32 protein-coding genes and 1 tRNA gene are annotated in these 26,819 nt (G+C 49.6%); 13 read left to right on the top strand and 20 right to left on the bottom strand.

The window, feature by feature from the left end; genetic code table 11:
• Positions 1 to 33: 33 nt before the first annotated feature.
• Entirely contained in the window at positions 34 to 519 is a 486-nt protein-coding gene (locus tag B1728_RS03020) for a GNAT family N-acetyltransferase (RefSeq protein ID WP_079908676.1), read from the bottom strand.
• 74 nt (positions 520 to 593) lie between these two features.
• Positions 594 to 681 (bottom strand) — tRNA-Leu (locus B1728_RS03015).
• 195 nt (positions 682 to 876) lie between these two features.
• On the opposite strand from B1728_RS03015, the gene B1728_RS03010 reads away from it, so the two are divergent.
• Both B1728_RS03010 and B1728_RS03005 read left to right on the top strand, forming a co-directional pair.
• Positions 877 to 1,218, top strand: a complete 342-nt coding sequence (locus B1728_RS03010) for a hypothetical protein (protein WP_144027737.1) — start codon at positions 877 to 879, stop codon at positions 1,216 to 1,218.
• 313 nt (positions 1,219 to 1,531) lie between these two features.
• The gene (locus B1728_RS03005) at positions 1,532 to 1,753 is read left to right on the top strand and encodes a hypothetical protein (RefSeq protein WP_079908674.1); all 222 of its coding nucleotides are present in this window, start codon (positions 1,532 to 1,534) and stop codon (positions 1,751 to 1,753) included.
• Positions 1,754 to 1,763: 10 nt separating this feature from the next.
• On the opposite strand, the gene B1728_RS03000 is transcribed toward B1728_RS03005, so the two are convergent.
• Entirely contained in the window at positions 1,764 to 1,970 is a 207-nt protein-coding gene (locus tag B1728_RS03000; protein ID WP_079908673.1) for a hypothetical protein, read from the bottom strand.
• 128 nt (positions 1,971 to 2,098) lie between these two features.
• Between B1728_RS03000 and B1728_RS36085 the strand changes: the two genes are divergently transcribed.
• On the top strand, positions 2,099 to 2,242 hold the full coding sequence (locus tag B1728_RS36085) for a hypothetical protein (protein WP_179135855.1): 144 nt from the start codon (positions 2,099 to 2,101) through the stop codon (positions 2,240 to 2,242).
• A 70-nt stretch (positions 2,243 to 2,312) separates the two neighbouring features.
• Here the strand turns inward: B1728_RS36085 and B1728_RS02995 are convergent, their stop codons facing one another.
• Together B1728_RS02995 and B1728_RS02990 are read right to left on the bottom strand one after the other, a co-directional pair.
• Positions 2,313 to 2,990 carry an adenosylcobinamide amidohydrolase gene (locus B1728_RS02995; protein WP_256865203.1) on the bottom strand — a complete coding sequence of 226 codons (678 nt, stop codon included), beginning with the start codon at positions 2,988 to 2,990 and terminating at the stop codon, positions 2,313 to 2,315.
• 44 nt (positions 2,991 to 3,034) lie between these two features.
• On the bottom strand, positions 3,035 to 3,262 hold the full coding sequence (locus B1728_RS02990; RefSeq protein WP_079908671.1) for a hypothetical protein: 228 nt from the start codon (positions 3,260 to 3,262) through the stop codon (positions 3,035 to 3,037).
• A gap of 147 nt (positions 3,263 to 3,409) precedes the next feature.
• Between B1728_RS02990 and B1728_RS02985 the strand changes: the two genes are divergently transcribed.
• On the top strand, positions 3,410 to 3,718 hold the full coding sequence (locus B1728_RS02985; RefSeq protein WP_079908670.1) for a hypothetical protein: 309 nt from the start codon (positions 3,410 to 3,412) through the stop codon (positions 3,716 to 3,718).
• 167 nt (positions 3,719 to 3,885) lie between these two features.
• Here B1728_RS02985 and B1728_RS02980 read toward each other — a convergent pair whose 3' ends face one another.
• Together B1728_RS02980 and B1728_RS02975 are read right to left on the bottom strand one after the other, a co-directional pair.
• Complete coding sequence (locus tag B1728_RS02980) at positions 3,886 to 4,209, bottom strand: hypothetical protein (protein WP_079908669.1); 324 nt, start codon at positions 4,207 to 4,209, stop codon at positions 3,886 to 3,888.
• Positions 4,210 to 4,304: 95 nt separating this feature from the next.
• Positions 4,305 to 4,877: a xanthine phosphoribosyltransferase gene (locus B1728_RS02975; protein WP_079908668.1), complete on the bottom strand. Its 573-nt coding sequence runs from the start codon at positions 4,875 to 4,877 to the stop codon at positions 4,305 to 4,307.
• A gap of 311 nt (positions 4,878 to 5,188) precedes the next feature.
• On the opposite strand from B1728_RS02975, the gene B1728_RS02970 reads away from it, so the two are divergent.
• Positions 5,189 to 5,893 (top strand): DUF4309 domain-containing protein, encoded by a 705-nt coding sequence (locus B1728_RS02970; protein WP_079908667.1) that lies wholly within the window; start codon positions 5,189 to 5,191, stop codon positions 5,891 to 5,893.
• Positions 5,894 to 5,968: 75 nt separating this feature from the next.
• Here the strand turns inward: B1728_RS02970 and B1728_RS02965 are convergent, their stop codons facing one another.
• Positions 5,969 to 6,592, bottom strand: coding sequence for a DedA family protein (locus B1728_RS02965; protein WP_483310961.1), 624 nt, complete (start codon positions 6,590 to 6,592; stop codon positions 5,969 to 5,971).
• A gap of 160 nt (positions 6,593 to 6,752) precedes the next feature.
• On the opposite strand from B1728_RS02965, the gene B1728_RS02960 reads away from it, so the two are divergent.
• Positions 6,753 to 7,799 (top strand): YkvI family membrane protein, encoded by a 1,047-nt coding sequence (locus B1728_RS02960; protein ID WP_079908972.1) that lies wholly within the window; start codon positions 6,753 to 6,755, stop codon positions 7,797 to 7,799.
• Here the strand turns inward: B1728_RS02960 and B1728_RS02955 are convergent.
• Together B1728_RS02955 and B1728_RS02950 are read right to left on the bottom strand one after the other, a co-directional pair.
• Positions 7,725 to 8,150 (bottom strand): hypothetical protein, encoded by a 426-nt coding sequence (locus B1728_RS02955; protein ID WP_079908666.1) that lies wholly within the window; start codon positions 8,148 to 8,150, stop codon positions 7,725 to 7,727. The two genes, B1728_RS02960 and B1728_RS02955, sit on opposite strands and share 75 nt — an antisense overlap.
• A 96-nt stretch (positions 8,151 to 8,246) precedes the next feature.
• The gene (locus B1728_RS02950; protein ID WP_079908665.1) at positions 8,247 to 8,540 is read right to left on the bottom strand and encodes a hypothetical protein; all 294 of its coding nucleotides are present in this window, start codon (positions 8,538 to 8,540) and stop codon (positions 8,247 to 8,249) included.
• 88 nt (positions 8,541 to 8,628) lie between these two features.
• Here B1728_RS02950 and B1728_RS02945 point away from each other — a divergent pair, with 88 nt between their 5' ends.
• Both B1728_RS02945 and B1728_RS02940 read left to right on the top strand, forming a co-directional pair.
• Complete coding sequence (locus tag B1728_RS02945) at positions 8,629 to 9,390, top strand: glucose 1-dehydrogenase (RefSeq protein WP_079908664.1); 762 nt, start codon at positions 8,629 to 8,631, stop codon at positions 9,388 to 9,390.
• A 135-nt stretch (positions 9,391 to 9,525) separates the two neighbouring features.
• The gene (locus tag B1728_RS02940; RefSeq protein WP_079908663.1) at positions 9,526 to 10,446 is read left to right on the top strand and encodes an EamA family transporter; all 921 of its coding nucleotides are present in this window, start codon (positions 9,526 to 9,528) and stop codon (positions 10,444 to 10,446) included.
• 110 nt (positions 10,447 to 10,556) lie between these two features.
• Here the strand turns inward: B1728_RS02940 and B1728_RS02935 are convergent, their stop codons facing one another.
• The 5 genes from B1728_RS02935 to B1728_RS02915 all read right to left on the bottom strand — a co-directional run bounded on the left by B1728_RS02935 (position 10,557) and on the right by B1728_RS02915 (position 16,298).
• Entirely contained in the window at positions 10,557 to 11,882 is a 1,326-nt protein-coding gene (locus tag B1728_RS02935; protein ID WP_079908662.1) for an ABC transporter substrate-binding protein, read from the bottom strand.
• A gap of 72 nt (positions 11,883 to 11,954) precedes the next feature.
• Complete coding sequence (locus tag B1728_RS02930) at positions 11,955 to 13,112, bottom strand: efflux RND transporter periplasmic adaptor subunit (protein WP_256865202.1); 1,158 nt, start codon at positions 13,110 to 13,112, stop codon at positions 11,955 to 11,957.
• Positions 13,113 to 13,137: 25 nt separating this feature from the next.
• Positions 13,138 to 14,016 carry a carbohydrate ABC transporter permease gene (locus B1728_RS02925; RefSeq protein ID WP_079908660.1) on the bottom strand — a complete coding sequence of 293 codons (879 nt, stop codon included), beginning with the start codon at positions 14,014 to 14,016 and terminating at the stop codon, positions 13,138 to 13,140.
• Between the two features lie 16 nt (positions 14,017 to 14,032).
• Positions 14,033 to 14,920, bottom strand: coding sequence for a carbohydrate ABC transporter permease (locus B1728_RS02920; protein WP_079908659.1), 888 nt, complete (start codon positions 14,918 to 14,920; stop codon positions 14,033 to 14,035).
• Positions 14,921 to 15,167: 247 nt separating this feature from the next.
• Positions 15,168 to 16,298: a glycosyltransferase family 4 protein gene (locus tag B1728_RS02915; protein WP_079908658.1), complete on the bottom strand. Its 1,131-nt coding sequence runs from the start codon at positions 16,296 to 16,298 to the stop codon at positions 15,168 to 15,170.
• A gap of 400 nt (positions 16,299 to 16,698) precedes the next feature.
• Between B1728_RS02915 and B1728_RS02910 the strand changes: the two genes are divergently transcribed.
• Complete coding sequence (locus B1728_RS02910) at positions 16,699 to 17,835, top strand: GGDEF domain-containing protein (protein WP_079908657.1); 1,137 nt, start codon at positions 16,699 to 16,701, stop codon at positions 17,833 to 17,835.
• 71 nt (positions 17,836 to 17,906) lie between these two features.
• Here the strand turns inward: B1728_RS02910 and B1728_RS02905 are convergent, their stop codons facing one another.
• Positions 17,907 to 18,113, bottom strand: coding sequence for a helix-turn-helix domain-containing protein (locus tag B1728_RS02905; protein ID WP_079908656.1), 207 nt, complete (start codon positions 18,111 to 18,113; stop codon positions 17,907 to 17,909).
• 209 nt (positions 18,114 to 18,322) lie between these two features.
• Between B1728_RS02905 and B1728_RS02900 the strand changes: the two genes are divergently transcribed.
• Positions 18,323 to 18,739: a helix-turn-helix domain-containing protein gene (locus B1728_RS02900; protein ID WP_079908655.1), complete on the top strand. Its 417-nt coding sequence runs from the start codon at positions 18,323 to 18,325 to the stop codon at positions 18,737 to 18,739.
• A gap of 263 nt (positions 18,740 to 19,002) precedes the next feature.
• The gene (locus B1728_RS02895) at positions 19,003 to 20,382 is read left to right on the top strand and encodes an RsmB/NOP family class I SAM-dependent RNA methyltransferase (RefSeq protein WP_079908654.1); all 1,380 of its coding nucleotides are present in this window, start codon (positions 19,003 to 19,005) and stop codon (positions 20,380 to 20,382) included.
• A 153-nt stretch (positions 20,383 to 20,535) separates the two neighbouring features.
• Here B1728_RS02895 and B1728_RS02890 read toward each other — a convergent pair whose 3' ends face one another.
• Positions 20,536 to 21,627: a hypothetical protein gene (locus tag B1728_RS02890; protein ID WP_079908653.1), complete on the bottom strand. Its 1,092-nt coding sequence runs from the start codon at positions 21,625 to 21,627 to the stop codon at positions 20,536 to 20,538.
• Positions 21,628 to 21,876: 249 nt separating this feature from the next.
• Here B1728_RS02890 and B1728_RS02885 point away from each other — a divergent pair, with 249 nt between their 5' ends.
• Positions 21,877 to 21,969 carry a sporulation protein YjcZ gene (locus B1728_RS02885; RefSeq protein WP_079908652.1) on the top strand — a complete coding sequence of 31 codons (93 nt, stop codon included), beginning with the start codon at positions 21,877 to 21,879 and terminating at the stop codon, positions 21,967 to 21,969.
• 228 nt (positions 21,970 to 22,197) lie between these two features.
• Here B1728_RS02885 and B1728_RS02880 read toward each other — a convergent pair whose 3' ends face one another.
• The 3 genes from B1728_RS02880 to B1728_RS02870 are packed head-to-tail and all read right to left on the bottom strand — an operon-like array spanning position 22,198 to position 26,116.
• Positions 22,198 to 22,941, bottom strand: coding sequence for a pseudouridine synthase (locus B1728_RS02880; protein ID WP_079908651.1), 744 nt, complete (start codon positions 22,939 to 22,941; stop codon positions 22,198 to 22,200).
• Position 22,942: 1 nt separating this feature from the next.
• Positions 22,943 to 24,454: an RsmF rRNA methyltransferase first C-terminal domain-containing protein gene (locus B1728_RS02875; protein WP_079908650.1), complete on the bottom strand. Its 1,512-nt coding sequence runs from the start codon at positions 24,452 to 24,454 to the stop codon at positions 22,943 to 22,945.
• A gap of 30 nt (positions 24,455 to 24,484) precedes the next feature.
• On the bottom strand, positions 24,485 to 26,116 hold the full coding sequence (locus B1728_RS02870; RefSeq protein WP_079908649.1) for a hypothetical protein: 1,632 nt from the start codon (positions 26,114 to 26,116) through the stop codon (positions 24,485 to 24,487).
• 184 nt (positions 26,117 to 26,300) lie between these two features.
• Here B1728_RS02870 and B1728_RS02865 point away from each other — a divergent pair, with 184 nt between their 5' ends.
• Positions 26,301 to 26,813: a thioredoxin family protein gene (locus tag B1728_RS02865; RefSeq protein WP_079908648.1), complete on the top strand. Its 513-nt coding sequence runs from the start codon at positions 26,301 to 26,303 to the stop codon at positions 26,811 to 26,813.
• The last annotated feature ends 6 nt before the right edge of the window (positions 26,814 to 26,819 follow it).

Raw genomic sequence — 26,819 nt, 5'->3', positions numbered from 1 at the left:
AAAAAAGCCGCCCAACGGCGGCTTTATGAACGATCACAGCATTTTTTGCATAAGAATAACGTCCAGCATTTTATCGAATTTGAAGCCTACTTCACGCATGACACCGATATAGTCGAAGCCGTATGTACGGTGAATGTAAATGCTGCTGTCATTGCCCTCCACTATCCGGGACAGGACGGTATGCAGCCCTGCCTGTTTGCCGGCCTCAAGCACCTTCTCCATCAGCTGCTTCCCAATGCCTTGCCCACGAAAATCATGGTGAATATACAGGGACAATTCAGAGGTGCGAGCATACGCCAGACGATCCGAATAAGCGTTAAGGGATGCCCAGCCTACAACCGTCCCTCCCAGCTCTGCCACGATAATCGGGTAACGATCGCCATGCTGCTTGAACCAGGTCTCCTGCTGCTCCAAAGTACGCGGAACCGTATCGAAGGTTGCCACGGTGTTCAGGATGGCCTCGTTATAAATGGTAAGAATAGAAGGAACATCTTCAATAACTGCGTTACGGATAATCATTGCATGTCACTCTGCCTCTCCAAATGAAAAACCATCTGGTATCCGGAGATATCAGATGGTGGTTTTGTTATAGTTGGTGCGGTCAAGAGGACTCGAACCTCCACGGGGGGTTAGCCCACACGGACCTGAACCGTGCGCGTCTGCCAATTCCGCCATGACCGCATATATTATGTCTCATTCATATTTGAAGGGGACAAGTTGTATAATATCACCTATTTTACCCAGTTGTCAAACAAAATTTTAAAAAAGCATGAAATCCGTATATTTACGATTCGGTTTGGAGATGAATTGAACATTGCTTCAAATACAGCAAGAGCAATATTGAAAATCCAAAACCGTACTTCGGAGGCGATAGACTTGGTAAAATCCATCAGTGTTCTTATGCTCGCAGCAGTTATTGCCGGCAGCAGCATCGGCTGCAGTCATTCCGGCGGAAATGCTGTACAGCCAACTCCAACCCCAGCCCCGCTAGCTACTATGACAAAAGAAAAATATGACAAAATCAATTTGGGCATGACATCTGATGAAGTGAAAGGGATTGTAGGCGGCGAGGGCAAGCTCATCTCCGAATCGGGAGATAAGTCGTCCCCTGATTATACGACAACCTATCAATACCAAGCGGAAGGAAACCCGAACGGGTCGGCAAAAATTACATTCCGCTCCAATAAAGCCATTTCCAAATCGGAATCAAACCTGTAACCAATAGAACAATCGGGTACCTCTCCTGACGAAAAGAGATACCCGAGCTATTTAATCCAAACATTCAAAAACAATCCAGGCGATAGCTCCCCAAATTGGAAGCGTAAACAAAATGCCGTACACCGTTCCTTTCAATGCGGAACCTTCCGTGGACATCTTATCTCCTCCCGCTGTTCGAATAGAATCGAATACGTTCGTTAGCTGCCGGATTACATCGTATGCAGGAATATCCTTGGATATTCCTGTTCTTTCGTGAAGCTTGTATCATGATCTCCCGCTTAAGCCCATATATATAAGGCAAGGGGGGAGCATTATGATCTTTTTGCAGCTGGCTATGGGAGTGGTTGTGGCATTATTCGTCTGGGGTTTTATCAAGCTGACCTTTCAAACGATGCTTTGGGCCATCGGAATTACGTTGATTGTCAGCTTTATTATTCCAGGAGCCATATTGTTTATAAGCGGACTCATGTTCATCATGATCGGCATGCTGGCCACTCTGGGATTGCTGTACATCGTCGGGGCATTTAAAAAGTAGCCTCTCTCATCTACCCTTCCCGGTAAGCCTGCAAGGCTCGGGCAGCCCATTCCTTTAACGCCTCCGCATCCTCAAAGCTTGGAGTATCGAACAAATGTGTAGGCGGGTGTATGGAATTCGTGTTTAATCTAATAATTTCGCCGTTGACCCCGCATTTTCCTTCTCTATGAATCCTTAACGCGTAAAAATCGTCCAAATGCACCACTTGATCATCCATCGTCAACCCTCGCCCCCACATATCTCGATTACAGAGTTAGTTTCTCTGAAGGCTCCAATATTATACGAATGCCTCAGCGGATAAAAATCAGCCAGCATGAGACTCTATCTCATGTGGAGGTGATACGAATGGCAGGCAGAAATAATAAACCCGACAACGATGGCCCTGCGGGGCATCCTTCCCGTCTGGACCAATTCGGCGACAAAATGGCCGACGGCAACAACCCTCCGAAGAAATCCGAAGGCTGTGGCCGCGGTCCCGAAGGCAGGTAACAATTACCGCACTTATTCAGAAATACAAAACCTGGGGCCCGTTCAGCAAGAACTTTGCGGGCTCCAGGTTTCATTTTTGCTGTGACAGTTCCCAGGCCTTATACCTTTGAATGGAATAAGCCATTGCTTCATACACCGTTCTTCCGATACTATAGCCAAGCTGGGTAGCTGTACCCGCATAGCGATACGAAGCTCCCTTCTGGGTAGCGGCTATAATGACCGCATCCGTTGTTGTTCCTGTCGCGGTCTCCCGACTGTCCGCTAAGCGGATATCTGCGTCCTGCAGTGCAGCGGCCTTCGACTCCGTCGCCGTAATCACGGCATTGACCATTGCCGCGTCCGTCAGGATTCCATCAATGACCACGATCAGGTTAATGGTTCCAGGGAACAGCTCATGCATGTCCCGTAAGGAGCCCGCCCTCGCTTTATTGCTTAAGCCGACAGTAGCCCAGGTGCATACCTTCAGCCCCTTATCCCCGGATTCCTGGGAGTAGCCTCTGTCCTGCACTCTTGCTGCGGTTAATAAGGCCGCTGTCTCTTCTATGCCGATGCTTCTCATACGCATAAATTGATGCATCTCAGCCAGCGGATCCGAGCTGGAATAGCTGCGGTCCACCTGTCGGTTCATCAGGCGTGAATGCCATCCGAAGCCTTCTCCCCACATCGACGAATTCAACGTGCGGAGCGGTTCGATACTCTCTATCATAAAGTAGCTGTTTAAGCCGTCTTCCGCTTCATAGTATCTCAAATTCGATATCGATGGGGTTATTGGGCGATTTGAGGCAAAGCCCGTCATAGCTCGTTCCCGTTCCAGCCCGAATAACGTTCCTCGGTCATCGGCTGGTAATGATAGCTTCGGTCCAGCTTCACGATTCTTCGATTTTGCTTACGGATCATGACCGTCGTATCGTCCCAGGCAACAACAATTCCTTTGACGTCATTCGCAGGATCCGCGTCCCTCACCACTCTAAGCTTGGTCCCCTCTATTCTATACCGGTCCAGCTGCTCCTCGCTGATCATCCTACGACCCTCCTTTGGACAAACTGTAGTTTAAGAATAGAATACACCATTCCAGGTGTACAATAAACAGAAGACGTATGCTCTCTTCTTTACAAGTGTTTTACATAAGCAGTCGTTCCGACTTTGGAAAGGAGTTTTTGTGCCGCAATGGAGAAAAAAACATATTACGTTGATGTCGGCTCAGGGGAAATAACAGAACCGGAGGAGACCGGCCAATTCGAATTTGAAATAAGGGCCAATGACGAAGAGATTAATCAGCTTCAGGCTTTGTTCGAGGAATCGGCCGAGGCTCAGGAAGGTACCGCTGCGGGAGCTTCGAGCGCACATCCGATTAATCATAACGTCAGGGACAACGTTGCGTCCGATTATTGGCTGCGGGAGATATATCGCAAGCTGTATGATCTGGGTACACCCGAGACCAAAAAACATATCGAAAGCATGAACATGCTTCACTAACCTTACGTGAGCCCATTTTACCCGCAGCATAAACAAAAACCTACCGCCTTTCGAGGACGGTAGGTTTTTTGGATATAGAATTTACCATTTTCAAACGTTTCCCGTAAAGTACCTGAATCATATCCGAAACCTTATGGGGTCATTTTATCTATCTCAGAGTGCACTAATCAGCTGACGTGTTCTTTCGAGTCATTGGTCTCAAACCAATAATCCAGCACTTTACTGGACATGACTCTCTTCTTGATATACTCGACCTGCTGCTGTGAAAACTGCTGCTGCCACTCTACATCAAGGTCTTCGCATAGCTTAACGATAGTCAACAATTCAGACCATGCCACATACCTTTTGTACCAAAAAAATTGAGGATGTTCAATCATATAGGGATACAGGTCGTCAAACTCTGTATGTTTACAATCGAGGGCACGTTCAAAGTGAATTTTAGCTTCGTTCAACTTAGTTACAAAAAAATCGGCCGGAATCTCATTCCCCATAGCAATGCCTCCTCTCTTTCGCTTGAATCCATTATAAAGGAAAAACACAGTGGAGGGAATAGTTAATAAAATTGAAAATAATTCTTGATTCGCCTCTACTCGAAGACAATCTCGCCATTTGCGAGCGATGCAATCCTTGCCAAAGACTCAACGCGAATCCCGGATTCACGGATGGTTCGACCGCCTGCTTGAAATGATTTTTCAACCGCAATGCCGACTCCGACAAGCTCCGCTCCCGAACGGCGGATGATCCGGATCAAGCCTCTTGCTGCGTCCCCGTTGGCAATAAAATCATCGATCAATAAAATCCGGTCCTGTTCACCGAGCCATTCTCTCGAGACCATAATATCGGTTACCAGCCCTTTCGTAAAGGAAGGCACCCGTTCGCTGTACATTTCGGTATTGTCCGTATTCAAGCTCTTTTTGCGTCTTGCAAATACCATAGGAACATTGAGCTCCTGCGCCGTGGCAAACGCAATGGGAATTCCGGATGATTCTATCGTAAGCACCTTGGTCACGCGGTCTTCTCTGAACAATCGGGCGAATTCCTTGCCCATCGCTGTCGTCAGCGCAGGATCAACCGCATGATTCAAGATAGCGTCCAGCTTAATAATATCATCGGAGATCACGACTCCGACCTCTCTAATTTTTTGCTTTAATAATTCCATTCGGTATCCTCCATCCGAAAAACCTTTTCCGTTAACTTATCATAACGGGAATCCGGGTTTCAAGTCCTAAACGGATAAACTTTTATAAACTTTATGCAACTTTTTCAGCCTCAAACTCGTCTATATGAATAGATAGCAAGAAACGGGGACCTAGACCATGAAAATGGTGCTTTGAAAATCATATCTAATCATTTTCATGAAATTCGCCGATATTTGTAAGTATACGATCTTTGATGATTCAATGGGTAGCGAGTATGATTAATATTGCTTTATAACGCAACCTTCTAAATTTTCCAGAAAGGAAGACTGGGATGATGAACACACTTACATACGCCGCTCGCTGGCTCGTTCCTTTCATCCTCATATTGCTGATAACCGGATGCAAACAAGGGTCCGAGGCGTTAAGCCCTACGCCTACCGCAGCTCCGACAGCTACGCCGGCTGCTGCTGCGCCTCAGCAAACCAGTAAGGATCCAACCCAAGAACAAGCCGCAGTTACATCACAGCAGCAAGTCAATCCGAATGACAAGGTATCGCTCGCAAGCGCCGAGAACGGCTCAAAGCAGGATGAGATACCGGAAACCGTCAAACCGACGGCAACACCTAAGCCGAAGATCGATATTCAAGAGACCTACAATCAAACCAAGCCGACTCTGCTTGGCTTGACCTTGAAATCATCGCCTGATGCAGTCACCAGTAAATATGGCAAGCCCAAGGAGCAATTTCAAATGGAAGACGAAACGGATCCTATTACTGTTTATGACTATACGGATTTTATGGTGGGCTACAACAAGCAAAATCAGCTTCAATTCATCGATATTCGCAGCAGCGAAATCAATCCCGGATTGAACGGGCTTAAGCTGGGCCAATCCACAAGCGATATCTACAAAGCATTAGGCAAGCCCGACTCCAATACAAGCTATGTCCTCATCTATAAATCCAAGGATGCCGTATTGAAGCTCGATATCGACCCTAAGACGGATAAGCTCAACTCCATTAAGCTGTTCGCCGAATAATGACCGCGTTCCGTCTGGGGACCCTGAAATTGAAAAAAGCTTGAGTTCAGCTGAACTCAAGCTTTTTTTGTCGTGTCAACCTGTTTTTTTCTGTTTGGACGCCCCTCGTTTTCTAAGCCACATAAACAAAGCGATGCCGATTGCTGCTACGATGACAATCACTATGGCACTGATTCCCATGTAGTGATGAATAAGATGCATAATTTTTGGCGCGTTCACACCGATAAAATGACCTAGCGTCAGGAACGATGCGCACCAGATCAGCGCTCCGGTGCCTGCGTACAGCAAATACTTCCAAAGCGATACAGCGCTGACTCCTGCCAAATAGCAGGTAAAATGCCTAACCCCCGGTACGTAATAGCCAAAAGCAACCGTCCACAGTCCGTATTTCTTGAACCATCCCTCTGCCAAGTCCAGTCTTTGCGGTGTCAGCTTCACCCATTTGCCATAGCGGTACAGGAAAGGCTTCCCTACCGTCTTCCCCAGGAAATAGCTGACCAGCATCCCGGTCATGGTCCCGGCATAGCTGACTAGTAACGATTTGCAAAAAGATAAGGGCCCTCCGTTCGAGGTCAATGAACCAACCGTCGTCATTAAGATTTCATCAGGGACCGGAAGTCCTACTATCCCTACAGCCAACAAGCCGAACAGGGCGATGTATCCGTAATGTTCAATCAGCAGCAAAATATCATCCAGCACACAGACACGCTCCTGCAAAAAAATTATATAACGGTAAAATGAGGCCTATCCTATTTTAACAGAAACCTGGCATTTTCCCAAGTTCATGTCATGTGTTCGTCCCACGGTTCATACCTTGTACTATTATGGAACAAGCCGCATGAAAGGTGGACCTATCATGATGAGAAAATTCGGCAGCATTATGCAAGTTTGCTTCACCTATGTCGGCACCGTTGTAGGAGCCGGGTTTGCTACCGGACAAGAAATCCTCACTTTTTTTACAAGGTACGGGTGGATGGCAACTCTGACGATCGGAATCGCCAGCATACTGTTTGTCTGGCTCGGAATTAAATTAATGTTTATTGCGCACGAGGTTAAAGCGCATTCCTATGAGGATTTGAATAAGCTTCTCTTCGGTCCCCGAGTAGGAGGATGGGTAAGTCTGTTTACTCTGGTCACCCTGTTCGGCGTCACGACCGTGATGCTGGCAGGAGCCGGCTCCGTCTTCGAGGAGCAATTTCATCTGCCTTATCAATCCGGTCTGTTGGTTACGCTGCTGCTCGCGTATGCCGTATTGAGCAAAGGGATGCAAGCCATCGTCGCCGTCAATTCCGTCGTCGTTCCGTTAATGCTGAGCTTCAGCATGCTTATCGTCTGGTATTCCTGGGACTTGCCCGGTTCAGGCAATTGGCTCCATCTGACTTCCGATTACCCGCTGGAGAGAATCTGGTTCGCCCCCTTCCTGTACGCCGCATTTAATCTCAGCATGGCTCAAGGGGTGCTTGTCCCGCTCGGCGCACAAATCCGGGATCGATCCGTACTATTCTGGGGCGGCATTTGGGGAGGAGTCGCTATTGGCATGATGCTGCTGGCCGGCCACTATGCTCTGTCCGCTCAGATGCCCGGCATCTCGCAATTCGAAATTCCTATGGGACAATTGATCCGGAAGGTCGGACCGACCATACAGCTGATGTTCGTCTTTGTCATTTACGGGGAAATCTTCACAACGTTTATTGCCGATGTCTACGGCCTTACCCTGCAGCTGGAGCAGCGAACCCGGCTGTCTAGGAACTGGATTCTCTGGATTGTTCTGCTGCTAAGCTACTTGATCAGCCAGCTCGGCTTTAAAGCTCTCCTGTCGACCTTGTATCCGCTATTCGGGATGATCAGCATGGCCTGGATGACTATGATGATCTGGCGCAGGAGCAGGCCCGCCAGTACGAACTAACGACAGCACCACCGCCAGCCTGGCAACCATGAACAGCATGCCGAATAGCGTGAATACAAAGCCGCATAACAAGTACCCGTAGTGGTAGAGCGGGTAGCTGTCCGCATCCCGGATGACAGCCACTACGTCGGTGAATAAAAACAAGCTGCCTATGGCAAAGACGCCAACTAAGGCGTAATCAAAAAAAGTCCACTGAAGAAGGAAGGAGGCCGCTCCCGTCTTCTGCGGGCTCTGGGAGCTCCCCTGCTCCTTGCTGCTTCTCAGCTGATAAACGAACCAAATCAGCATAATAGCCGAAGCCGTTACGATCAAGCCGACTGCTCCGCCTAATATGGCTAATGTCATTTTCAATTTCGGTATCCTCCTATTGAAGCTTCTTGTTCGGTTTCTCCTGAAGCATTCTTTGGTAAAGCACATCTATGAAAGGAGCTTCAATAGACGTTCTCATCAGTAGGGATGAATGGCTAGCCGGTACACCAGCCATAACGACAGGGCAAACATAAGCACCGGAATAACCGGCAGCACGATCAGCAGCGTTCGTTCATGAACGGTCCCCGCCTTTTTCCACATATACCGCATATTCCATCCTAGCAACCCCGATAATTTTAGCCTGCTATCAACGAGGGCATGCTCTTCCGCTACGCTTTCCGAAGGATGGGTGCCGTGATTCTGCGTAATTTTCCCCCGCTTCCAGCCTACATGATATGTAATTTCGCGGTCGGTTCGTTGTCCGGGTTCCATCCATTGCGCCTCCGTTCTTAATCCTATATACTATAGTATTTATATACTGTAAAAAAAGCAATGAGTTTCTAAATAAGGAGGCTCCTCAATGAATAAGGTTGCTGCTGTTACGGGCGGTGCCCAAGGGATCGGGAAAGCGGTGTCGCTCGCTTTTGCCAAAGCGGGCTACGAGGTATCGATCGCCGACACGGATAAGGAGGCGGGCTTGGAGGTTGTTCGGGAGATTCGCGAGGCAGGGGGCAAATCCCTCTTTATGTACGTGAACGTCGCCAAGGAAGACGAAATCTCCAAATGGATGAACGTGACGACTTCAGAGCTGGGGCGCTTGGATGTACTAGTGAACAATGCGGGCATCAGCCGCAACGGCTCCATGCTTGAGCTTCCTGTAGCCTATTTCGACGAAGTTATCGGCGTCAATCTGCGGGGAGCCTTTGTATGTTCCCGGCATGCGGCTGCTATCATGAAGCGGCAGCGCAGCGGCGTGATCATTAATATGGCCTCTACCCGTGCGCTGATGTCTGAAGCAGATACGGAGGCTTACTCCGCCTCCAAGGGCGGCTTGCTTGCTCTTACTCATGCCATGGCGGTAAGCTTGGGAGGCTACGGCATTCGCGTGAATGCCATCAGTCCGGGGTGGATTGAAACCCGCGATTGGCAGAAGGCATCGAAGCGTGAAAAGGCGGTACATAGCGAGCGCGACCGTCTGCAGCACCCTGTCGGGCGCGTGGGTACTCCGCACGATATCGCAGCGGCCTGCCTCTATCTTGCGGGAGATCAGGCCGGCTTTGTCACCGGCCAAAACCTCGTTATCGACGGCGGGATGACGGTCAAAATGATCTATGAGGAGTAAAGCAATTTTGATGGATAAGCGGCCGCTTTCTGCGGTTGTTTATATGGTGTCGATAGGAAAGCCCCTCCTCTCTCCTAAGTGCGGGGGAGGCTTTCCTTTTGCGAGAAAACAGACAGCGAGGGGTTTAATAAAACGATGTGGTTTCTATTTGCGGCAGCCTCGGCCATATGTTTCGGTTTGCGGGGCATCTTATATCAATGGACGTCGCAGTGGCCGATTGACCGCAATCTGCTCCTGCTAGGCGTTTATTTATCCGGAACGGTCATTGCGGCGGTTATCAATCTATTTGCAGGCCAGCCATGGTCCGAGGGCTGCTGGGTAGGCGTATGGATGGGGCTGTTCTCCTTTATTTCCAACGCCTCTATGTATCGGGGCTTTGCTGTAGGGAAAGCTTCGCTAATCGCGATGTTTACGGGTCTCCCTCCCGTTGTGGTCGTTATATTGGCTTATGTGCTATGGGGCGAAAAGCTCAATCTGTGGCAATCGATGGCCTTTCTCGTCATAGTGTTCGGGATTCTCATGATCAGATATTCCAACGACATATCCCTGCGCAATCTTCAGGGTGCCCAGTGGGGCATTATCACGATGATTGCCTTCGGGATTACCGACCTGTCCTCGAAGAAGGCTACCATGCTGGGAGCCGCCACCCTGCCAACCTTGCTCATGATGTATGTGACAGGAAGCCTCCTGTTCGGCATCTCCTGGTATATGAGCCGGCGCAGGCTGGCCTCTGCAAGAGCTATGGTTGCCGCAGCGGCCGAGGATCAAGAGGCCGAGTCTAGTCCGCCAGCAGCTTCGGCCAATAGAGGCTGGAGCAGCTCCAAGACGTTATTTTGGGGGATGTTCGTAGGAATCACCAATATTTCCGGAATGATGCTGGTTATGCCTGCGTTCAAGCTGGGCGTGACCGGACTTGTGTCTGTAGTCATAGCGATGAATGTGGTCTTTGTTCTTTTATATGCCCGCTTTATTTTGAAAGAAAGGTTCAGCCGCCTGGAAGCGGGCGGTTTGACCTGCGCACTGATCGGTGTTCTCATTCTTCGGCTTGCGGCTTAAAGGAATTCCCCGCAAATTGGGATTTGTGGGGAAGCTCCGAATGTATAATTTTATTCTATAATCTCATAAAAAAGACCACTCGCGGACCTGCTCCTGCGCCAGATCATTCGCTATTCGTTCAAATAGGTAGTTGCCCTATTCTGAATCAGCTTCGCCGCATCCTCTGCCGTCTTTTGACCGCTAAAGAACGATTGGGATTCTTCCGTGATGATGTCGAGCACCTTATTGTCCGTCTTGGCAAATCGATTGGCTGAGTTAATAAGCTGCTTAAGCTCGACAAACGGTTTCTCGGACGTCTTGACCGATTCTCCGGACGGAAGCTTATATGATCCGCCGGCCGCTTGCTTTTGAACGTCGCCGATCTGCTTGTCGTTGACCGATTTGAGCATGGAGAAGCCTTCCCGGTTCGGCAACGATTGCGCCTCCTCCGACAACAGGAAAGCGATGAATTGCTGCGCTTCCTCCTTGACCGCCGAATGGGCCAGGATGCCTAGCTGATTCCGAACGAGGAATGTGCTTCCGTCCTTATGGCCTTGCGGATGCGGCCTTTGCAGCAGCTTCGGATTCGGGTAAAACCGGTAGGCCGTTTCGGCAACATCCAACGGCGAGAGCAAATAAGTAGAGTAAAACAGTTGATTGCCGATTTGGGCTTTATTCGCCGTCATAATGCGGTCGTCGTACAGCTTTTTAATTCGCTTCATATTTTGCACGAATAGAGGCGAATCGAATTTCGCTTTCCGGGTCGCCGGATCGATGAAATCCGTGCTGTTGTTTTCCACCAATATATTCAAAAAGTGCTCCGGCGCATAATTCGCCAAGGCGTAGCGGTCCCCTTTGCCGTTCGATTGCTGCATGAATTTGCGCGATACTTCCTCAAACTGCTCCCAGGTCCAGCTTTTGTCGTCCACCTTGATTGTCTTATCCAGCATGTCCCCGTTCCCGACAAAAACGCCTGCATAAAACGAAGTCGGTATTGTGTACAGCCCGCCGTTTATTTTCAATGCATCCAATATGTTCATATGCAGATCGCTTTTGTTCAACTTGTCCGGCATGCCGTTCATATCGAGGAGAAGCTTTTTATCGACATATTTGCTTGCAGGCAAGCTGCTCAAATCGAAAATATCCGCTCCGGCTCCCGATAAAATCGCCGAGTTCGTCGTCTTGACGTACTTTTCAAAATCGCCTTCGGCCCATTCCGCCTCCCCTTGCTTGTAAACTTGTATTTGCAGGTCGATGTCTGGATGCTTTTGCTCGAATAGCTTCTCCATCTCATCGAAGTACCAGTCCGAGCCCATTAAAGACAATGTAACAACCGTCCTACCGTCCTTCGACTTTGGCTTCTCCTTGCTCGCCGCCTCCCCTCCGCTTCCGGCTTGGCATCCGGTCGCAGCCGCCAGCGTCATGCATGTAAATCCGATTAATAGTTGCTTTTTCATTGTCTGGTTCCCCTCTTTTCTCTTTGGTTGAGCTTGTTCCGAGTAAGATCAAATCGTCCGCCACACTCGGTTCTACTCCAGTCTGACCCGATTCCCTTCCTGCAAAGGCTCGCTGCTTTCCACAATAATAAGATCATGCACTTGAACGACACTCGATTCGATCCGTGTTGCCTTGTCGTTGGAATCCATAGCTTGAACCCGGGCTTTGCGAACTATGAACACATTGCCTAGAGCGCCCCTCCGCTCTTCGATTTTGTAAACGAACCTGCCCTCGCGGTCTGAATGAACCGCCTCGTTCGAAACGATTCGCCCCTCCTGATGCGACGGCTTGGCGAGCTTGACGAATGCCTGCTCACCTCCATTCAGCCCGGGGTCCGCTACTTTCACGCGGACAGTCTTTTGTGCAATCGTCGCCTGTTTGCCGGCGGACGAGCTGTCCGTACGCGGCTCCGTTTCGGCTATCTCGTAAACGGTGCCTTCGACGATTTTCGGCAGCGGGTCGGACGGCATTCGCACTTCGACCTGCAGCTTCTCCTCCATCGCAATCCCCAAGCTCAACAGCAGCGACGCATCGACCGAAAGCTCCAACCGGTAGCCCCGGCTGTTATTCGTCATGACGACATCCGGCTCTCCGGCGGACGCCAGTCCTTCGACTGCGTTCACTTTCGTTACGATCCCGTCGAACGGCGCCGCAATCTGCTTATGTTTCGCCAAACGATCCAGCAACTCGTTTATTTTGCGCTCCTGTACGCCGAGATCGATCTTGCGAGTTTCGATATCGCGCCCCGCTCTCCGGGATTTCGCTGCATCCCCACCCGTTGCCGATGCAATGTATTGGTCTTGAACGTTTTGCAGCTCGATCTTTTGCTTTTCCAATTGAGCCAGCTCATCCTGCAGTTCCCGTTCGGCTGTTTTGCTGTCGTAGGCGACCAGCGGCTGCCCCTTGTTCACGATGTCTCCTTCTTTCACGGCAATGGCCGTCACTTTCCAGCCCGCCGGATTCGTCAGCTTCGCTTCCGCCAGAGGCTGCAATATGCCGCTTCCTTCCAGCCTGTGTTCGATGCTGCCGACGGTCGGCTTCTCCGTCTTCACCTTCGGGAGCGCCATTGATTGCAGCGTGTTGCTGAATAAAGTAAAAAATAGCAGCAGCCCGATAAACAGGCCGAACACGATTAGAATGCTTCGTTTACGGCGCCGTTGTCCAAGCTCCTCATGCTGCTCCGTCCCCACTTCCTGCTCCTCCCAACCGTTGCAGCTACCCCTTGATACCGGACAGCTGAATTCCTTTGATAAAATAAGATTCCGCATACAAAAACAGCAGCGCCATCGGAGTCATATACAGCATCGATGCAGCAAAAGCGACCCCCTGCTCGCCCTCGTTGATTTTCGATAAATAGACCGACAGCGGCTGCCTGAACGGATCGTCCAGAAAAATAAGCGGCTGCTCCACCATGTTCCAGTAATCGACGAACAATAATACGATCAGCGCAGCAGCACCCGGCTTGACCATCGGAACGATGATCGTCATGAAAATCCGTATATGGCCGGCTCCGTCAATTTTGGCCGCTTCGATATACGAATACGGAATATGCAGCATGAACTGCCGGAGCATAAACACGCCGAACGCCGCAAAAATACCCGGCAATATAACCGCAGACACACTGTTCAGCAGCCCCAGTCGATTCGCCATAATGTAATTCGGCACCAGAGTCACCTGGAATGGCATAAGCATCGTCAACACGTAAACGAGAAACAGCTGATCCCGGCCGCGAAATTGCAGCTTGGACAACGCGTACGCCGCCAGGGCCGCTACAAATGCCTGTCCCGCAATGATCGGTACGACCATCCATACCGAGTTCCAGAACATCGTCAAATATTTCGGACTGTTCACCAAAATTTCGCCGTACTGCTTGAGCGACACTTGATCGGGCAGCAGCTTCAAATTCGCGAAACGGCCGGCTTCCCCGCCGGAAGCCTCGTTCATTGTTCCGATGGGTCCGTAATTGATTTCGATTTCCCGTCCGGTCATGAGCGAGTTTGTGAAAGTAATCACTATCGGAAACAGCAGCACCGCCGCAATAATGGTCACGACAATTGTCAGCGCCCCTTTTTGCAAAAAGTTAGTCCTCCGCAATCCATCTACCCTCCCGCTATTCGGTGAACTGCCGGAAACGGCGTTCAACCGCAAACAAAGCCAGCACAATCCATAAAATGCATAGGACCATCATCGTCGCCACCGCCGTCAGCTTCTGAATATCCAGCGACATAAACGTATTGTTCATGTAGTGCTGGAGCATATAGATACTGTCGTGCGGGTAATCGCCTGCGATCAGATACGTTTCGCGAAACACCTTGAACGAATTGACAATGGACATGATGACGACAAAAAACATCGTCGGCGTTAAATAAACGAGCGTAATACCAACGAACTGCCGCACCCGGCCTGCGCCCTCCACCTTGGCGGTTTCGTAATAATCTTTCGGAATTTGCTGCAATCCCGCCAAAAACAAAATCATGTTGTACCCGATATTTTTCCACAAATAAACGGCGATCACGACAATGCGCGCCGCATTGGTCTTCATCCAATCGACCCTTTCATGGCCGAAGTAGCTTAGCCAGGCGTTGAGCGTTCCGTTCCAATCGAACAGCATCTGCCAAACGGCGATAATCGAGGCTATGGGAACGACCAACGGCAGCACATAAGCGGTTCTCAGCGCATTACGCAGGTACAGGTTTTGGTTCAGCAGCAGCGCAAAGCCCAGGGAGAGCACAACTATGAGCGGAACCGTGACAGAGGTAAAATAAAACGTGTTGGACGCTGCCTTCCGAAACGATTCACTCGCTAGCAGGCTGCGGTAGTTATCCCATCCGGCAAACCGGCCGCCGACCGCGCGATCCATGAAAGAGTAGCCGACGCCTTGGGCGAACGGGATCAGGTAAAACAGCGCAAAGCCGATCAGACTGGGCGAGAGGAACATCCATGCCGCTGCGGTATCGTTGTTTCTAAAGCAAGCATGCCAAAAACCCCATTTCTTCATTTTCGTTTTCTCCTGCCCTTCCGGTGCCAAGTCAAATCTTAAACCGCACATCCTGCGATTAGACTTACTACTGGAACAAGAATAAGGAAAACTCTTTAAAAAGAAATAGGGGAATGTTAAAACTTTTCTTAAATTGTTACTTTTGCCAAATGAAATCCCCACAAATTGGGATTTGTGGGGAAGCAGTGGAAGTTATCATTTTATTCTATAATTTCAAAAAAGATACCTCGCTAATCCAATTCAAGCTTTATTCGCTTTTCCGGTACGACCGGTACACGCTTTTCAACTGCTGTACCACCCGCGACATCGAATAGGACTTTTGTGCCTTATCCCAGGCGACCCTTCCCAAGTTATAACGATATATCGGATCGCTGATCACTTTCTCCAAGGCATTAGCCAGAGCCTGCACATCCTCGACCGGAACAAGCAGCCCATTCTGCCCATGTGAGATTTGTTCCGGAATGCCGCCTACATTCGTACCGACCAGCGCCAAGCCGCATAAAGCCGCCTCGGCAAACACAGAGCCGAACGCTTCGGCACGTGACGGAAGCACGAACACATCGAAGAAGGGCATGAAATCCTCCGGATGCAGCATATACCCGTAAAAAATAATTTCCTCATAAATGTTCAGCTCGATAGCCATCTGCTCCAGCTCTTGACGAATCGGACCATCCCCGATCAAATGAAGCACGAAGGGATTGCCCCGCTTCTTCAGCTCGGCACAAGCGAGGAGAAGAATATCCAGACCTTTGGCAGGCACAAGACGGCAGACGGTAATCAGCTGCGGAATTTTATTTTCATGAGGTACCGGTCGGAATCGCTTTTCGTCGAAGCCGTTCGGGATGACGCCGATCTTTTCCGGTTCCTGCACATAGTCGGACAAATACTGCTTGAAGGCGTTCGAAACGGTGATCAGCTGATCGACCCGCTCCTCCAATTCCCTGTATATCGAGGTCAGGAACCTATGCTCCGGACTGTTCACGCGGATTTTGCCGTTAAGGATCAGCTCACGTTCATAGCTGGAATGAACGGTCATTATAACCGGTGTGTCCGGAAACAGCTGTTTCATGACAAGGCCGGCAATAGGATGATGGGCATGGATGATATCATATTGGCTATGAAGCCGCAGCTTCGTCCACCAGACATAATCTTTATAGGTTTGAATGTATTTATCGACGACCGGATTTCCCGCATAATCCTCCCAGTTAAAGGTTGAGAACTGTACCGGCTCCGTCCCTTTGCTTCTTACCCGTTTAGGCAGCGAAAACAATTCCATTTCCCAGCCTCGTTTGTTGAAACGATCCAGCATAAAAGGAACCATAGAAGATACTCCGCCAGGCTGCTCCGGGGGAAAAAATAATGCTTGTAAAATGTTCATGATAGCCCTCCGTGACTGTCCTGCATTGATTTCATTAAAGGCACCATTGGCACATGGTGTAAAGGACGCGCTCTCCGAACTATCCCTATCTACATCGTAACAGCATTGAGAAGTCACTACAAGAGTTCCGGCAAAAAGAGCAGGAGCTTCCCTTTTCCAATTACCGGGTTCTATTTTACAGTTCTGATAGATTTCCTTTCATTCCATCAAGTATAATTAAGAGAGTAAAGCGCTTAACGAAATCCTGGCCCCAACCGAACAGGAGGATTCTTCAATACCTCTCAAAAACTGCACTTCGGTTACCGATAAAAATGAAAACGAACAGTCTAAGAACTGCATGCTGGCGATCTCTCCATGAATTCTTATATCTTTTTACCGAATGTGAGGGCTTTAATTCTTGATGAACGAATTGACTGACTTGTGGACCGGTACATCGGGTACGGTCTTCTCCTGCACCATTATTTTGAGTATTCTGCTTGTAACGCTTCTTGCTTCCGTTCGTCTGCTGCTCAGCCGACGGAAGATCGGCTATTTCTCCCTCATGCTGTCTTTGCTGATTCTCATGGTTCAATACGGGCAGCTCATCGTATTCGAAATTACGCAAACCGAGAGCGATCTTGCCAAATTCATAGCTCTCTTGCTGAAGGTGCTTTCCTTTTTGCTGGTCAATACCGGCATCTATCAATTGTATAATCCTACCAAGTGGAAGGATACGGTTGTCTTCATCCTATGTATGCTCGGAACTATCTTCGTATCGGTAACTTACTGGTATATGCCGGACTGGCTCCAGGGAAGCACGGATCAGGTAAGTTTGATGCAGCCTTTGGGAATGGAGCTGTACTTGTTCCTGCTCATTTTCATCAGCTTTTTGCTTATCAACCCGCGTATCGGGCAGAACGGCAAATACCAAGTCATGCTGACGCTGTATTTTTGCTCCCATATGATCCATATGGCCAATATGTACCTGTTTAACAACGAACAGTTCATCTTGAACAAATTTGAGCAGCTGATTCCGATGGCCTTCCATCTCGTGCTGTTCCTGTTTATTTTCGAGAGGATCATTGAAATCATGCAGGCGATTTATAATTCTTCCATTACGGACGGGTTGACGAGACTCTACAATCGAAAATACTTTTACAATCGCGTCTCACAGCATATCGCTCAACGGGTGGGCATATCCATTATTTTCAGCGATATCGATAATTTCAAAAAGCTCAACGACACCAAAGGCCATCATATGGGCGACCTGGTACTGAAGCAGGTTGCTCAAATCGTCAAGGAAGAAGCCGAGGAAATTGGGGTATGCGGCCGTTACGGCGGGGAGGAAATGGTTGTGATGGTGACGGATACCGAGGTGGACACAAGTGAGCTTGCGGAACGGATACGGGCCCGGGTCGAGGCGGAGACTATCGTTACCGTCAGCATGGGGTACAGCCGCTATAAGAAAAACATTACGGCAGACGAGCTGATCAAGCAGGCGGATGAAGCCATGTATAAAGCCAAGACTAGCGGCAAGAACAAGGTGGTCGCCTTTTGACCGATGCGGGACCATGGGGACTGTTCTTCGCCTTGCCGCAGCACAATAGATATATATTCGGGCAATGCCGGCTATTCAATAACAAACAGCATATCCAGCGGCTGCTCCAGCAGCTCGCTTAGCTTTTTGGCGGTAGCCGGCCCTACCGTTTTGACCGAACGCTCCAACAAGCTGATATAGGACGGGCTAAGTCCCGATTGCTTGGCCAGTTCCCTCTGGGACATTCCTTTGATAATGCGAGCTCTTACAAATGCATCTGTCTTCGTTCTAATCTTCATTCGATATGTCTTCCTCTCTTTTATTTCCAGTTGCCCCAAAAACATTATACTTACTTTGTTTTACTTGTGCAATGATTTTTGTTTACTTTTGCAACTTAGTACCTTCTTCCATATTTTATGGTATCGCCGACCGTTGAAATTACCTATGTTTACTGATATCATTAAAAAGCTAAACTATTGTTTACTTCTGGTAAATGCAGGTGTCATGAATGAACTTTTACGAGCAGCTGCGCGATATGCGCAAATTAAAAGGCTTCACTATCCGGGAATTGGCCGACCGTTCCGGCGTTTCCGCCGCCTACATCTCCCAACTTGAAAACGGTAACCGCGGCGTCCCGTCCCCTGATGTGCTTATGAAGCTCTCCGAGGGCTTGAACACCCCCTATTCCGAACTCATGGAGGTCGCCGGATATCTGGAGAAAACGGAAACCGAACGGGAATCGGGCTATTCCCGGCCAAGGGTCAATTTACGCCGGTTTATACGCGAAAATGAATTGACTTTTGACGGTATTGAACTCACGGAGCAGGACAAGGAATGGATCGAGAGAATGCTGACGGCATTATTTTGGCGGGATAAGAAAAGGGCCTCGTCGTCGAGCGTCGATTCCAATCATGAACTGGATTAAACCCGTACTTCCTTCCCCATAATGAAATGAAAAAAGTAAAATCCCACTGATCTTGGCTGGTAGCCGAAGGTTAGTGGGATTTTGTTATTCTTAGACTGCACTGACAGTACCCGTCATGGCAGTCACTCGTGCTTTACTTCTCACCATAAGGAGAAACTTGTATAATAGGGTCTGATGCTTAGACTTCATATTCACCGGTATTTGCTTCAACTGACAGACACGACGGCATCAAGTCAAGGAATATAAGGAGCAATGACTTCAAGATGATATCACTTCCCGAATCTTTTAAACAGCAAATGCGCGAACAGCTTGGAGAAGAAGCAGAGCGCTTCCTGGCCAGCTATGAACTGCCGCGGACACAAGGGCTGCGCATAAACCCTGCCAAGATAAATCAAGGATTACTTGAACAGCTGACGGAGCAATTCGGTCTGACTCCTGTCCCATGGTGTGAAGGCGGCTATTATTATGCCGATAACGCCAAGCCAGGCAAACACCCTTACCATGCCGCGGGCTTGTACTACATCCAGGAACCCTCCGCGATGTCCGCCGTCGCGCTGCTCGATCCGAAGCCTGGCGATATTGTGCTGGATTTGGCCGCCGCGCCTGGAGGCAAGTCGACGCAGATTGCCGCCAAGCTTCAGGGGCAAGGCTTATTGATAACCAACGAGATCCATCCGGCAAGGGCCAAAATATTGGCCGAAAATATAGAACGAATGGGCGTAGCGAACGCAGTCGTCACCCAAATGGCCCCGGACCCGTTGGCGGCGAGATTCCCTGCTTTCTTCGATAAAATGATGGTCGACGCCCCTTGCTCCGGCGAAGGCATGTTTCGCAAGGACCCCGATGCGGTAGAGGAGTGGTCGCCGGATCACGTGAGCATGTGCGCCGCGAGGCAGTGGGATATTCTCCAGGCTGCCGTGACGATGCTGAAGCCGGGCGGACTGCTTGCGTATTCGACTTGTACCTTCAATACTGCGGAAAATGAACGCACCGTCGACGCTCTGCTCGACCGTTACCCCGAGTTCGAGCTGCTGCGCCTCGAACGCATCTGGCCTCACCTTCATGCGGGTGAGGGGCATTTTGTCGCCCTGCTGCGCAAGGGCGACGGAGACGCTGCGGCGGGGGTTAGCGCTCCTGCCGCCGCCGTAGCCCCCCGCGGCAAAGCCGGCGGCAAAAGAGCCTCCTCCCCTAGACCCGAGGAGGAGGCGATGAAGCTCTTTCGCGCGTTCGCCGCGGAAGCATTGCCCGGCTTCGAGCTCCCTCCGGGAGAAGCCGTTCTGTTCGGCGAGCAGCTGTATTGGCTGCCAGCTGCGGAAGGCTGTCCGTTCGAGCGGAGCTCGCTGAACGGACTGAAGGTGCTTCGGCCGGGCCTTCACCTGGCCGAAGTGAAAAAAGCGCGCATTGAGCCGTCTCATGCGCTTGCTCTGGCTCTGCCGCGGGGGGCCGCGCGGCGTACGCTCGACTTCCCGGCGGAGTCTCCCGAAATCGGCCGCTACCTCCGCGGAGAGACACTGAACAGTCCGGCTGACGATAACGGCTGGGTGCTTATCGCCATCGACGGCTTGCCGCTCGGATGGGGCAAGCTGAGCGGCGGCCAAGTAAAGAATCATTATCCGAAGGGCTTGCGCCGAGTCGGATCATAAGTTCGCTTTGTAGTGCGGTGAACTGAACCGCACTGCTAAGCCCAGCAGCAAAAAACACTCCCGGCTGCTTTGAAATCAGGAGTATCGCCATAAGGGGTACTTCCTGCTTCAAGCCCAGCCTGCGGAGTGTTTTTAGTTTGTGATGCGCACCGATTAATGGACCTGCTCACTCTCGAACATCAATTCCTCAAATGGCTTGTTCTTGAACAGCATCGTGACGTTAAAGGTTTCAAAATCTTTTTCCTTATCCAGCTCCTGCATCAGCAGCATAGCAATCTCTTCCCTGTCGTCGGAATCGCCAGGCTCTCTGAAGTCGATAAAGCCGGTCAGCTGACGCTGGCTGATGTCAACCGTGGCGGTGCCGATCGGCAGTCCTCCGTGGGACTGCTGATAAATTTCATAGGTCAGCATATCGCCATCATCCCGGGCCAATACAATAGTATATTCGTCTTGATTCCACGAATTTGCTTCCTCGTCATCTTCCATGGAATCAAAGTCAGCATCTAATAGATCCTCGTGCGTCAACTCAATGGTTTCAATAATTTTATCGTCCCATTCCATATGAATCACGAAGGCGTCCACCGAATCTTCGTCAAAATCGCTGACCAGAAGATCCGTAATCACCTCGATCTCATCATCCTCCGGCTCGACCTGCCAGCTGACCGTTCCGTTGACCTCTCTGCCGTTAATATGAATATCGGCCTCTGCAACGAGCAGTTGCTCGTTGTCATATATATGATATTCCACTTTGTTGCGAGACTCGGCTACAATGACCAGCTCATAATACTCGTCGACACCATCGTCAATCTCCTCTTGCAAAGGACCATCCCAGGAAGGGGTAACCATTTGATAGTCATTTTGTTCATTCGGATGCTCATCCTCTAATCGATCCTCATCCGCCCAATGCCTATAATCGTAATCCTCCTCGACATTCTGAACCTCCAGGCCGGATTCCAAACGATCGGTCGATATGATGTGATCATATTCACTGTAAGTGACCAGCACGTCGCAGGTATGAATCGCCATAGCATCGATTAACGATTGAACATAGCTTTGCAGATAAGCCATAACCTGCTGCTTCGCATGGGGAGGTAGCATGGCCTGCTCCAATTGCACAGACCCGCAAATGCGGTCATTTTCGCGGTATACCAGGGTCATACTGCCGACAAATTGATGGTCCCACAAAATATCGTTTACTTCCCCGCCGGCCGTTTTCATATCCGGTCTAAGCATGATTTCGGTCATGATACTCGCCTCCAATGGGACTTTTATCGTCGTAGTGCCTTATATAAACCACCATAATTAGAGTGTCCTACTGAAGCCCAAAATATATACCTTGTGACAGGAGTCCAAACCGATCATGATGTTTGTCATAGGATATAGTAATTCCGATACCAAGTGGGGCGGCACCGCAAATGCCGCGTAAAGGATGAATACTACTGTAATGGATCTCTTGCCTATCGGAATGATATCAAATCACGAGGAGGAATCAGCATGTCCGGAGTTGGAGGAGTATTTACAAGTGTCGGTGTCATTCTCGTATTGTTTATTCTGTTGGTTATCGTAACCCGCGCTGGCTGGTTGTAATCGGATAAAGGATAATGTAATGGTACGATTTGAAAGTCATGCATCCATGACAGGAAAATAAACAGCTGCTCTGGGATTCGTCAGCTTTTAAGAAAACAACCGATAAACCAGGCAAATGCAGATAAAGCAATGAAGCTTGCGCCACAAACAGCAAGACCGGGGCTCTACGAGCTCCGGTCTTCTTCATTTATGCTTATGTTTTAAGGTTCCCCGCTTTTATTAATGTAACTATCCGTTCGCTTGTTTTAACTCCTGAAGCTCCGCTTCCGTCAGCTCCCTGTATTCCCCGGGTAATAAATGCTCATCGAGAAGCAACGGCCCCATCGAAATTCGTTTAAGAAAGACGACGCGTTTGCCCACTGCCTGAAACATCCTTTTGACCTGATGGAACTTTCCTTCCATAATCGTCAATTCAATCTTCGAGACGATCCCTTGATCGGGATGACCCGATTGCAAAATGGTCAGTTGGGCTGGCATCGTAACATAGCCGTCATCAAGCTGAACTCCCTGCTGAAACTGCTTGCCGTCTTCTTCCGTCACGGCGCCTTCCACTTCCGCAAAATAGGTTTTGGGAATGTGCTTCCGTGGTGATAACAGGTTATGGGCCAGCTTTCCGTCATTGGTCAACAACAGCAGGCCTTCGGTATCCTTGTCCAGCCTCCCGACGGGAAAAGGCTGAAAATGCTTGTATTCGTCATCCAGCAGATCAATGACCGTACGATCTCTTGTATCCTCCGTAGCCGAAACGACACCCTGCGGTTTATTCAGCATGACATAGATGAATTCACGATACCGGACCGTTTCTCCATCTACGGTTATCACATCCGTCCATGGGTTCACTTGCATCCCGCTGTCCTTGACAGGGCGATCGTTAATGATAATAGCTCCGCGTTTCACCATCACTTTAATCTCGCTTCGCGAACCGTACCCGGTATTCGCCAGCAGCTTGTCCAGCCTCATCGTTTGCTTCATGCTAAGTCCACCTCCAACCTGCGGGATACTCATTTTTGAGCATGCCGTCCATCCATTTCCCCCAGCCGACAGCATACCCGTCAACCGTAATAAGACAGTACCCTTTTTTCTTATCCAAATCTCCGGACAGAAGCACTTGCTCCTCCGTGATCTCCAACGTTTCTCCTTTAAGGTATCGAACGGTTTCCGAAGCTTTTACGGACAGCGCAATCCAGCGTCTCACATCGCTCTGCATCAAGCCCATCGCTAACGCATGGGACGGCTCGAAGCGCTGCTTGCGGACACTGCCCATATACCAGCCCGGACGAATGACCCGAATGCCGCTGAGATCAGGAAGCCCTTCGGGAGACAGGTATATATGCTCTCCATGCAGGACGACATTGGCCGTAGGCACCTCCGGCGCCAGCTCCTGCATAAACGAGTAAAACGGCTGAAGATCGATAACCGGCTGCTTTTTAAATAAAAACTTGTCTGTGCCGTAACGGTCTCTGCCTTTGGTTTTCAAGCGTTCTTTATCCGCCTTCAAAAACTTGGTCTCCGCTGCTAACCGTTCGGGAGATGCTTTATCCGCCTGATACTCAAGAACGGCTACAAAATGCCCTTCACCGGCAAGATGATGAGGCCATAATCTGGCGGTACCCGTTACCTCCTGGGCTGCAGCCGCCGCTTGCAGGGAGCCTAGCTCCGCTATATCCAGCCAATCCGGTCTTCCCGGTTGGAAGCCGTGTTCCATAGGGATAGGGACAATTCGGAATTGGGGATGGGCAGCAATAAATTGCGCGATCATCGCCTCGTTCTCTTCCGGGGAAAACGTACATGTCGAATAGACGATGCGTCCGCCGGGACGAAGCATGATAGCGGCTTGCCTTAGCAAATCCCGCTGCATGGAAGCATAACGGGTTACCCAGTCGGGATGCCAGGCTTTGGCCATCTCTTCTTCCTTGCGGAACATGCCTTCGCCGGAGCATGGAGCATCGATCAATATTTTATCAAAAAACGCCCGAAACGGGTGCTGCAGCTTGTCGGGCCGCTCATTCAACACCACCGCATTTCGAACGCCGTTCAATTCTATGTTTTTGACTAATGCCTTGACTCTGTCCGGATGAATATCGTTCGTAACCAGCAGCCCTTGCCCTTGCAGCTTGGCGGCAATTTGAGTCGATTTCCCGCCGGGGGCGGCACATAAATCCAACACCCGTTCGCCGGGCTGAACATCCAGCAGCTCTGCGGGCGCCATAGCGCTCGGCTCCTGTATGTAGTACAGCCCTGCATGATAATACGGATGCTTGCCCGGTCTATCTTCTTCTTGGTAATAGTACCCTGTCGAGGTCCAAGGAATCGGTTCCTGCAGGGAAGGCATTAAGGATAGAAATTCGTTCACACTGCATTTCAAAGTGTTGACACGGAGGCCGTACCTCCTTGCTTCCTCATAAGAGGCTATAAATGCCGGAAATTCTTCTCCCAGCAATGATTTCATCTTCGTTACAAATGCTTCAGGCAACTGACTGCCCATACCTGTTGTCCAACTTTCCGCAACTATGCACTAATTAATTTGAAAAAAGAAAATTTTATCTCCATCCGGCTGGTTCTGATAACGAGCCATCCAGCGTCCGTTCATCCAGCCGAAATCTTGATTGTCCCAATTATATTTCTTATAGCTGAAGGCTGCAACCAGGAGATCCGGCCGCGTGAAAGAGCTCGAGAACACTCTTTTGCTGACCACGTCCGCGAACATAACGACATCCTCATCCTGATGCAGCGCAACCTGCTTTGTTTTCCAGCGGCTCATATAATAGCTGTTATCCGCAACATTGACAAAAACCTGCGCTTCGGCTGCAGGAGAATAAGGCTCTATGCATATTTTACCGAATACGATATCGTTTTTATCCCAGCTGTCCGGCACATCCACCTTTTTCAGCTCCGTCATCGTGCCTGTGGCCATATCCCCGATCAGCCAGCGAACCGTTTTTTTATAGGCTGCCCCTTTGCTGTTCGTTCCTATCGTATACTGATGCAGCAGAACCGCCTTTTTGCTTTCGCTGTACCCGCCGAATTCCAGCCTGTCCTTCGAATCCTTTGGAAGCGCGAATCGTTTTAACATATTCCCCTTAAAATCAACAAGCTGAACTCCATAGGACAAGAGCAGCGTCTGATTGTCACCCTTCAAAACGTTGCTGTCGCTTCGGTCATAAGTAAAATTATAATACATAACCTTGCCTTTTGCATCCGTTCCCGGATCAACGAACCCCTGCTCTGAACTAAAAGGCTGGCGTATCGAGCCGTCGTTCATATCGATCCAAGACACATCGCTCTGATAGCGGTTAGCGCCATAGATAGCTATGCCGCTGTTCCCGATGATTTCAAAATGCTCGCCGGGATGAATTTCATTAGAGCCGCTGACGATCCACTTCCTCGCCCCTGTTTGCAAATCATAATGGGTAATGCCGTTGATGCTGTCTCGAACAAACAAATGCTTCATATCCGGAGTCAAGACGGCGGAATATATAACAGGCAAAGCCTTCCCTGCATTGCTGGGCAGCTCTTCATATCGGAACAGCTCCAGCACGGGGGTAATGGTTTTGGAGGCCAGGTTCATTTTGTTGACCTGATAAACCCATTGCTGTTCGTCATTCAGGACAGTCGTATACAAAAATTCATGATCCGACAGAAAACCGCACAGCTGTGTGGATTGCGTGAACGGCTCCGTCATGGGACCGAAGGTATAAGCAATCGTCTCTTGAACGGGCTGGTCAGCTTGAGGCTCCATGGCTGCCATGTCCACCTGTGTCCACGCCTGGTTCTCCAGCTTCTGCTCCCTCTGGATAAAATACAGCATTCCATTCCCGTCCGGGGTTGTATATTGCTTTAAGACGTGACCCTTCTTGACGTTGAGTGCCATCCCCCGGCTAATTTTTGATTTGGTTATTTGAAGCTTACCGAAATCATATATCGGCAAGTCTGCATTCTTGAGCTTGTAGTCCTCCAACACACGATAAGGAGCGGCGGACGTAAATACTTTAGCCCGGTCCTTGGTAGTTTCTGCGGCATTGACCTGTGAAGCATGCTGTGATTTGGGTATAAAGACGAAATACACCGAATAAAACAGGCCGCTCAGTACTAGAAGACCCAAGAGAAGCCATAGATAAGGATGGATGGAAATCCGTTGTTTACGCAAGTCAAATTCCCCGCAGTCTATTCGTTGTATAGTCATAAAGGCAGAACGAAAATGCTTATTGAATTATTCCACGCTTTTGTCGAAATTCCTTCAATAATCGCTCGGCAATATAACAGGAAATCCGGCCCACTCCGGCGAATGAATAGGTTTGAAACATGCTATTTTTTCCGGAAAGAGGGAATGTATGAAAAAGCTCGCTATTTATTTGTCCATTATCGTTGTCTTGTTCGCAGCCATTTACGTGATTAATCAACAATCGGATAAAGCCAAGAACAGCCAATACGCCAATAACCCCTACGGCGTAGCACCGGAGAAGCTGAATCCCGAAACCGTCAAGCTGCTGAACGACCCGAACTATCAGAATCTGATTATGCCTGCGGAGCTGGATAAGAAATTAAGCAATAAAGAGGATTTTTTCCTTTATTATTTCGCATCGACGTGTCCTCACTGTAAACGCACCACGCCAATCCTATATCCGATGACCAAAGAGTTGAACCTCGACGTGAAGCAGTTCAATTTGGAGGAGTTCAAGGACGGCTGGAGTAAATATAATATTAAGTACACTCCTACGCTGATTTACTACAAAGGCGGTAAGGAAGTGGAGCGGATCGAAGGCGGGATCGCCGCTGCCGGGGAGCAGGGACATACCGCCGATACCTTTAAGCAGTTTTTGCAAAAATATAAAAGCTCCCAGTAACACGGT

This window comes from Paenibacillus sp. 32352 (assembly GCF_002042965.1).
Lineage (GTDB): Bacteria > Bacillota > Bacilli > Paenibacillales > NBRC-103111 > Paenibacillus_S > Paenibacillus_S vulneris.
This window is presented reverse-complemented; position numbering and strand designations above follow the sequence as displayed.

What these genes read in the sequence shown, in the direction of transcription:
- B1728_RS03020 (WP_079908676.1), bottom strand. Translation starts at nt 519, where the DNA reads ATGATTATCCGTAACGCAGTTATTGAAGATGTTCCTTCTATTCTTACC.
- B1728_RS03005 (WP_079908674.1), top strand. Translation starts at nt 1,532, where the DNA reads ATGATCTTTTTGCAGCTGGCTATGGGAGTGGTTGTGGCATTATTCGTC.
- B1728_RS03000 (WP_079908673.1), bottom strand. Translation starts at nt 1,970, where the DNA reads ATGGATGATCAAGTGGTGCATTTGGACGATTTTTACGCGTTAAGGATT.
- B1728_RS36085 (WP_179135855.1), top strand. Translation starts at nt 2,099, where the DNA reads ATGGCAGGCAGAAATAATAAACCCGACAACGATGGCCCTGCGGGGCAT.
- B1728_RS02990 (WP_079908671.1), bottom strand. Translation starts at nt 3,262, where the DNA reads ATGATCAGCGAGGAGCAGCTGGACCGGTATAGAATAGAGGGGACCAAG.
- B1728_RS02985 (WP_079908670.1), top strand. Translation starts at nt 3,410, where the DNA reads ATGGAGAAAAAAACATATTACGTTGATGTCGGCTCAGGGGAAATAACA.
- B1728_RS02980 (WP_079908669.1), bottom strand. Translation starts at nt 4,209, where the DNA reads ATGGGGAATGAGATTCCGGCCGATTTTTTTGTAACTAAGTTGAACGAA.
- B1728_RS02975 (WP_079908668.1), bottom strand. Translation starts at nt 4,877, where the DNA reads ATGGAATTATTAAAGCAAAAAATTAGAGAGGTCGGAGTCGTGATCTCC.
- B1728_RS02970 (WP_079908667.1), top strand. Translation starts at nt 5,189, where the DNA reads ATGATGAACACACTTACATACGCCGCTCGCTGGCTCGTTCCTTTCATC.
- B1728_RS02960 (WP_079908972.1), top strand. Translation starts at nt 6,753, where the DNA reads ATGAGAAAATTCGGCAGCATTATGCAAGTTTGCTTCACCTATGTCGGC.
- B1728_RS02950 (WP_079908665.1), bottom strand. Translation starts at nt 8,540, where the DNA reads ATGGAACCCGGACAACGAACCGACCGCGAAATTACATATCATGTAGGC.
- B1728_RS02945 (WP_079908664.1), top strand. Translation starts at nt 8,629, where the DNA reads ATGAATAAGGTTGCTGCTGTTACGGGCGGTGCCCAAGGGATCGGGAAA.
- B1728_RS02940 (WP_079908663.1), top strand. Translation starts at nt 9,526, where the DNA reads ATGTGGTTTCTATTTGCGGCAGCCTCGGCCATATGTTTCGGTTTGCGG.
- B1728_RS02935 (WP_079908662.1), bottom strand. Translation starts at nt 11,882, where the DNA reads ATGAAAAAGCAACTATTAATCGGATTTACATGCATGACGCTGGCGGCT.
- B1728_RS02920 (WP_079908659.1), bottom strand. Translation starts at nt 14,920, where the DNA reads ATGAAGAAATGGGGTTTTTGGCATGCTTGCTTTAGAAACAACGATACC.
- B1728_RS02915 (WP_079908658.1), bottom strand. Translation starts at nt 16,298, where the DNA reads ATGAACATTTTACAAGCATTATTTTTTCCCCCGGAGCAGCCTGGCGGA.
- B1728_RS02910 (WP_079908657.1), top strand. Translation starts at nt 16,699, where the DNA reads ATGAACGAATTGACTGACTTGTGGACCGGTACATCGGGTACGGTCTTC.
- B1728_RS02905 (WP_079908656.1), bottom strand. Translation starts at nt 18,113, where the DNA reads ATGAAGATTAGAACGAAGACAGATGCATTTGTAAGAGCTCGCATTATC.
- B1728_RS02900 (WP_079908655.1), top strand. Translation starts at nt 18,323, where the DNA reads ATGAACTTTTACGAGCAGCTGCGCGATATGCGCAAATTAAAAGGCTTC.
- B1728_RS02895 (WP_079908654.1), top strand. Translation starts at nt 19,003, where the DNA reads ATGATATCACTTCCCGAATCTTTTAAACAGCAAATGCGCGAACAGCTT.
- B1728_RS02890 (WP_079908653.1), bottom strand. Translation starts at nt 21,627, where the DNA reads ATGACCGAAATCATGCTTAGACCGGATATGAAAACGGCCGGCGGGGAA.
- B1728_RS02885 (WP_079908652.1), top strand. Translation starts at nt 21,877, where the DNA reads ATGTCCGGAGTTGGAGGAGTATTTACAAGTGTCGGTGTCATTCTCGTA.
- B1728_RS02880 (WP_079908651.1), bottom strand. Translation starts at nt 22,941, where the DNA reads ATGAAGCAAACGATGAGGCTGGACAAGCTGCTGGCGAATACCGGGTAC.
- B1728_RS02875 (WP_079908650.1), bottom strand. Translation starts at nt 24,454, where the DNA reads ATGGGCAGTCAGTTGCCTGAAGCATTTGTAACGAAGATGAAATCATTG.
- B1728_RS02865 (WP_079908648.1), top strand. Translation starts at nt 26,301, where the DNA reads ATGAAAAAGCTCGCTATTTATTTGTCCATTATCGTTGTCTTGTTCGCA.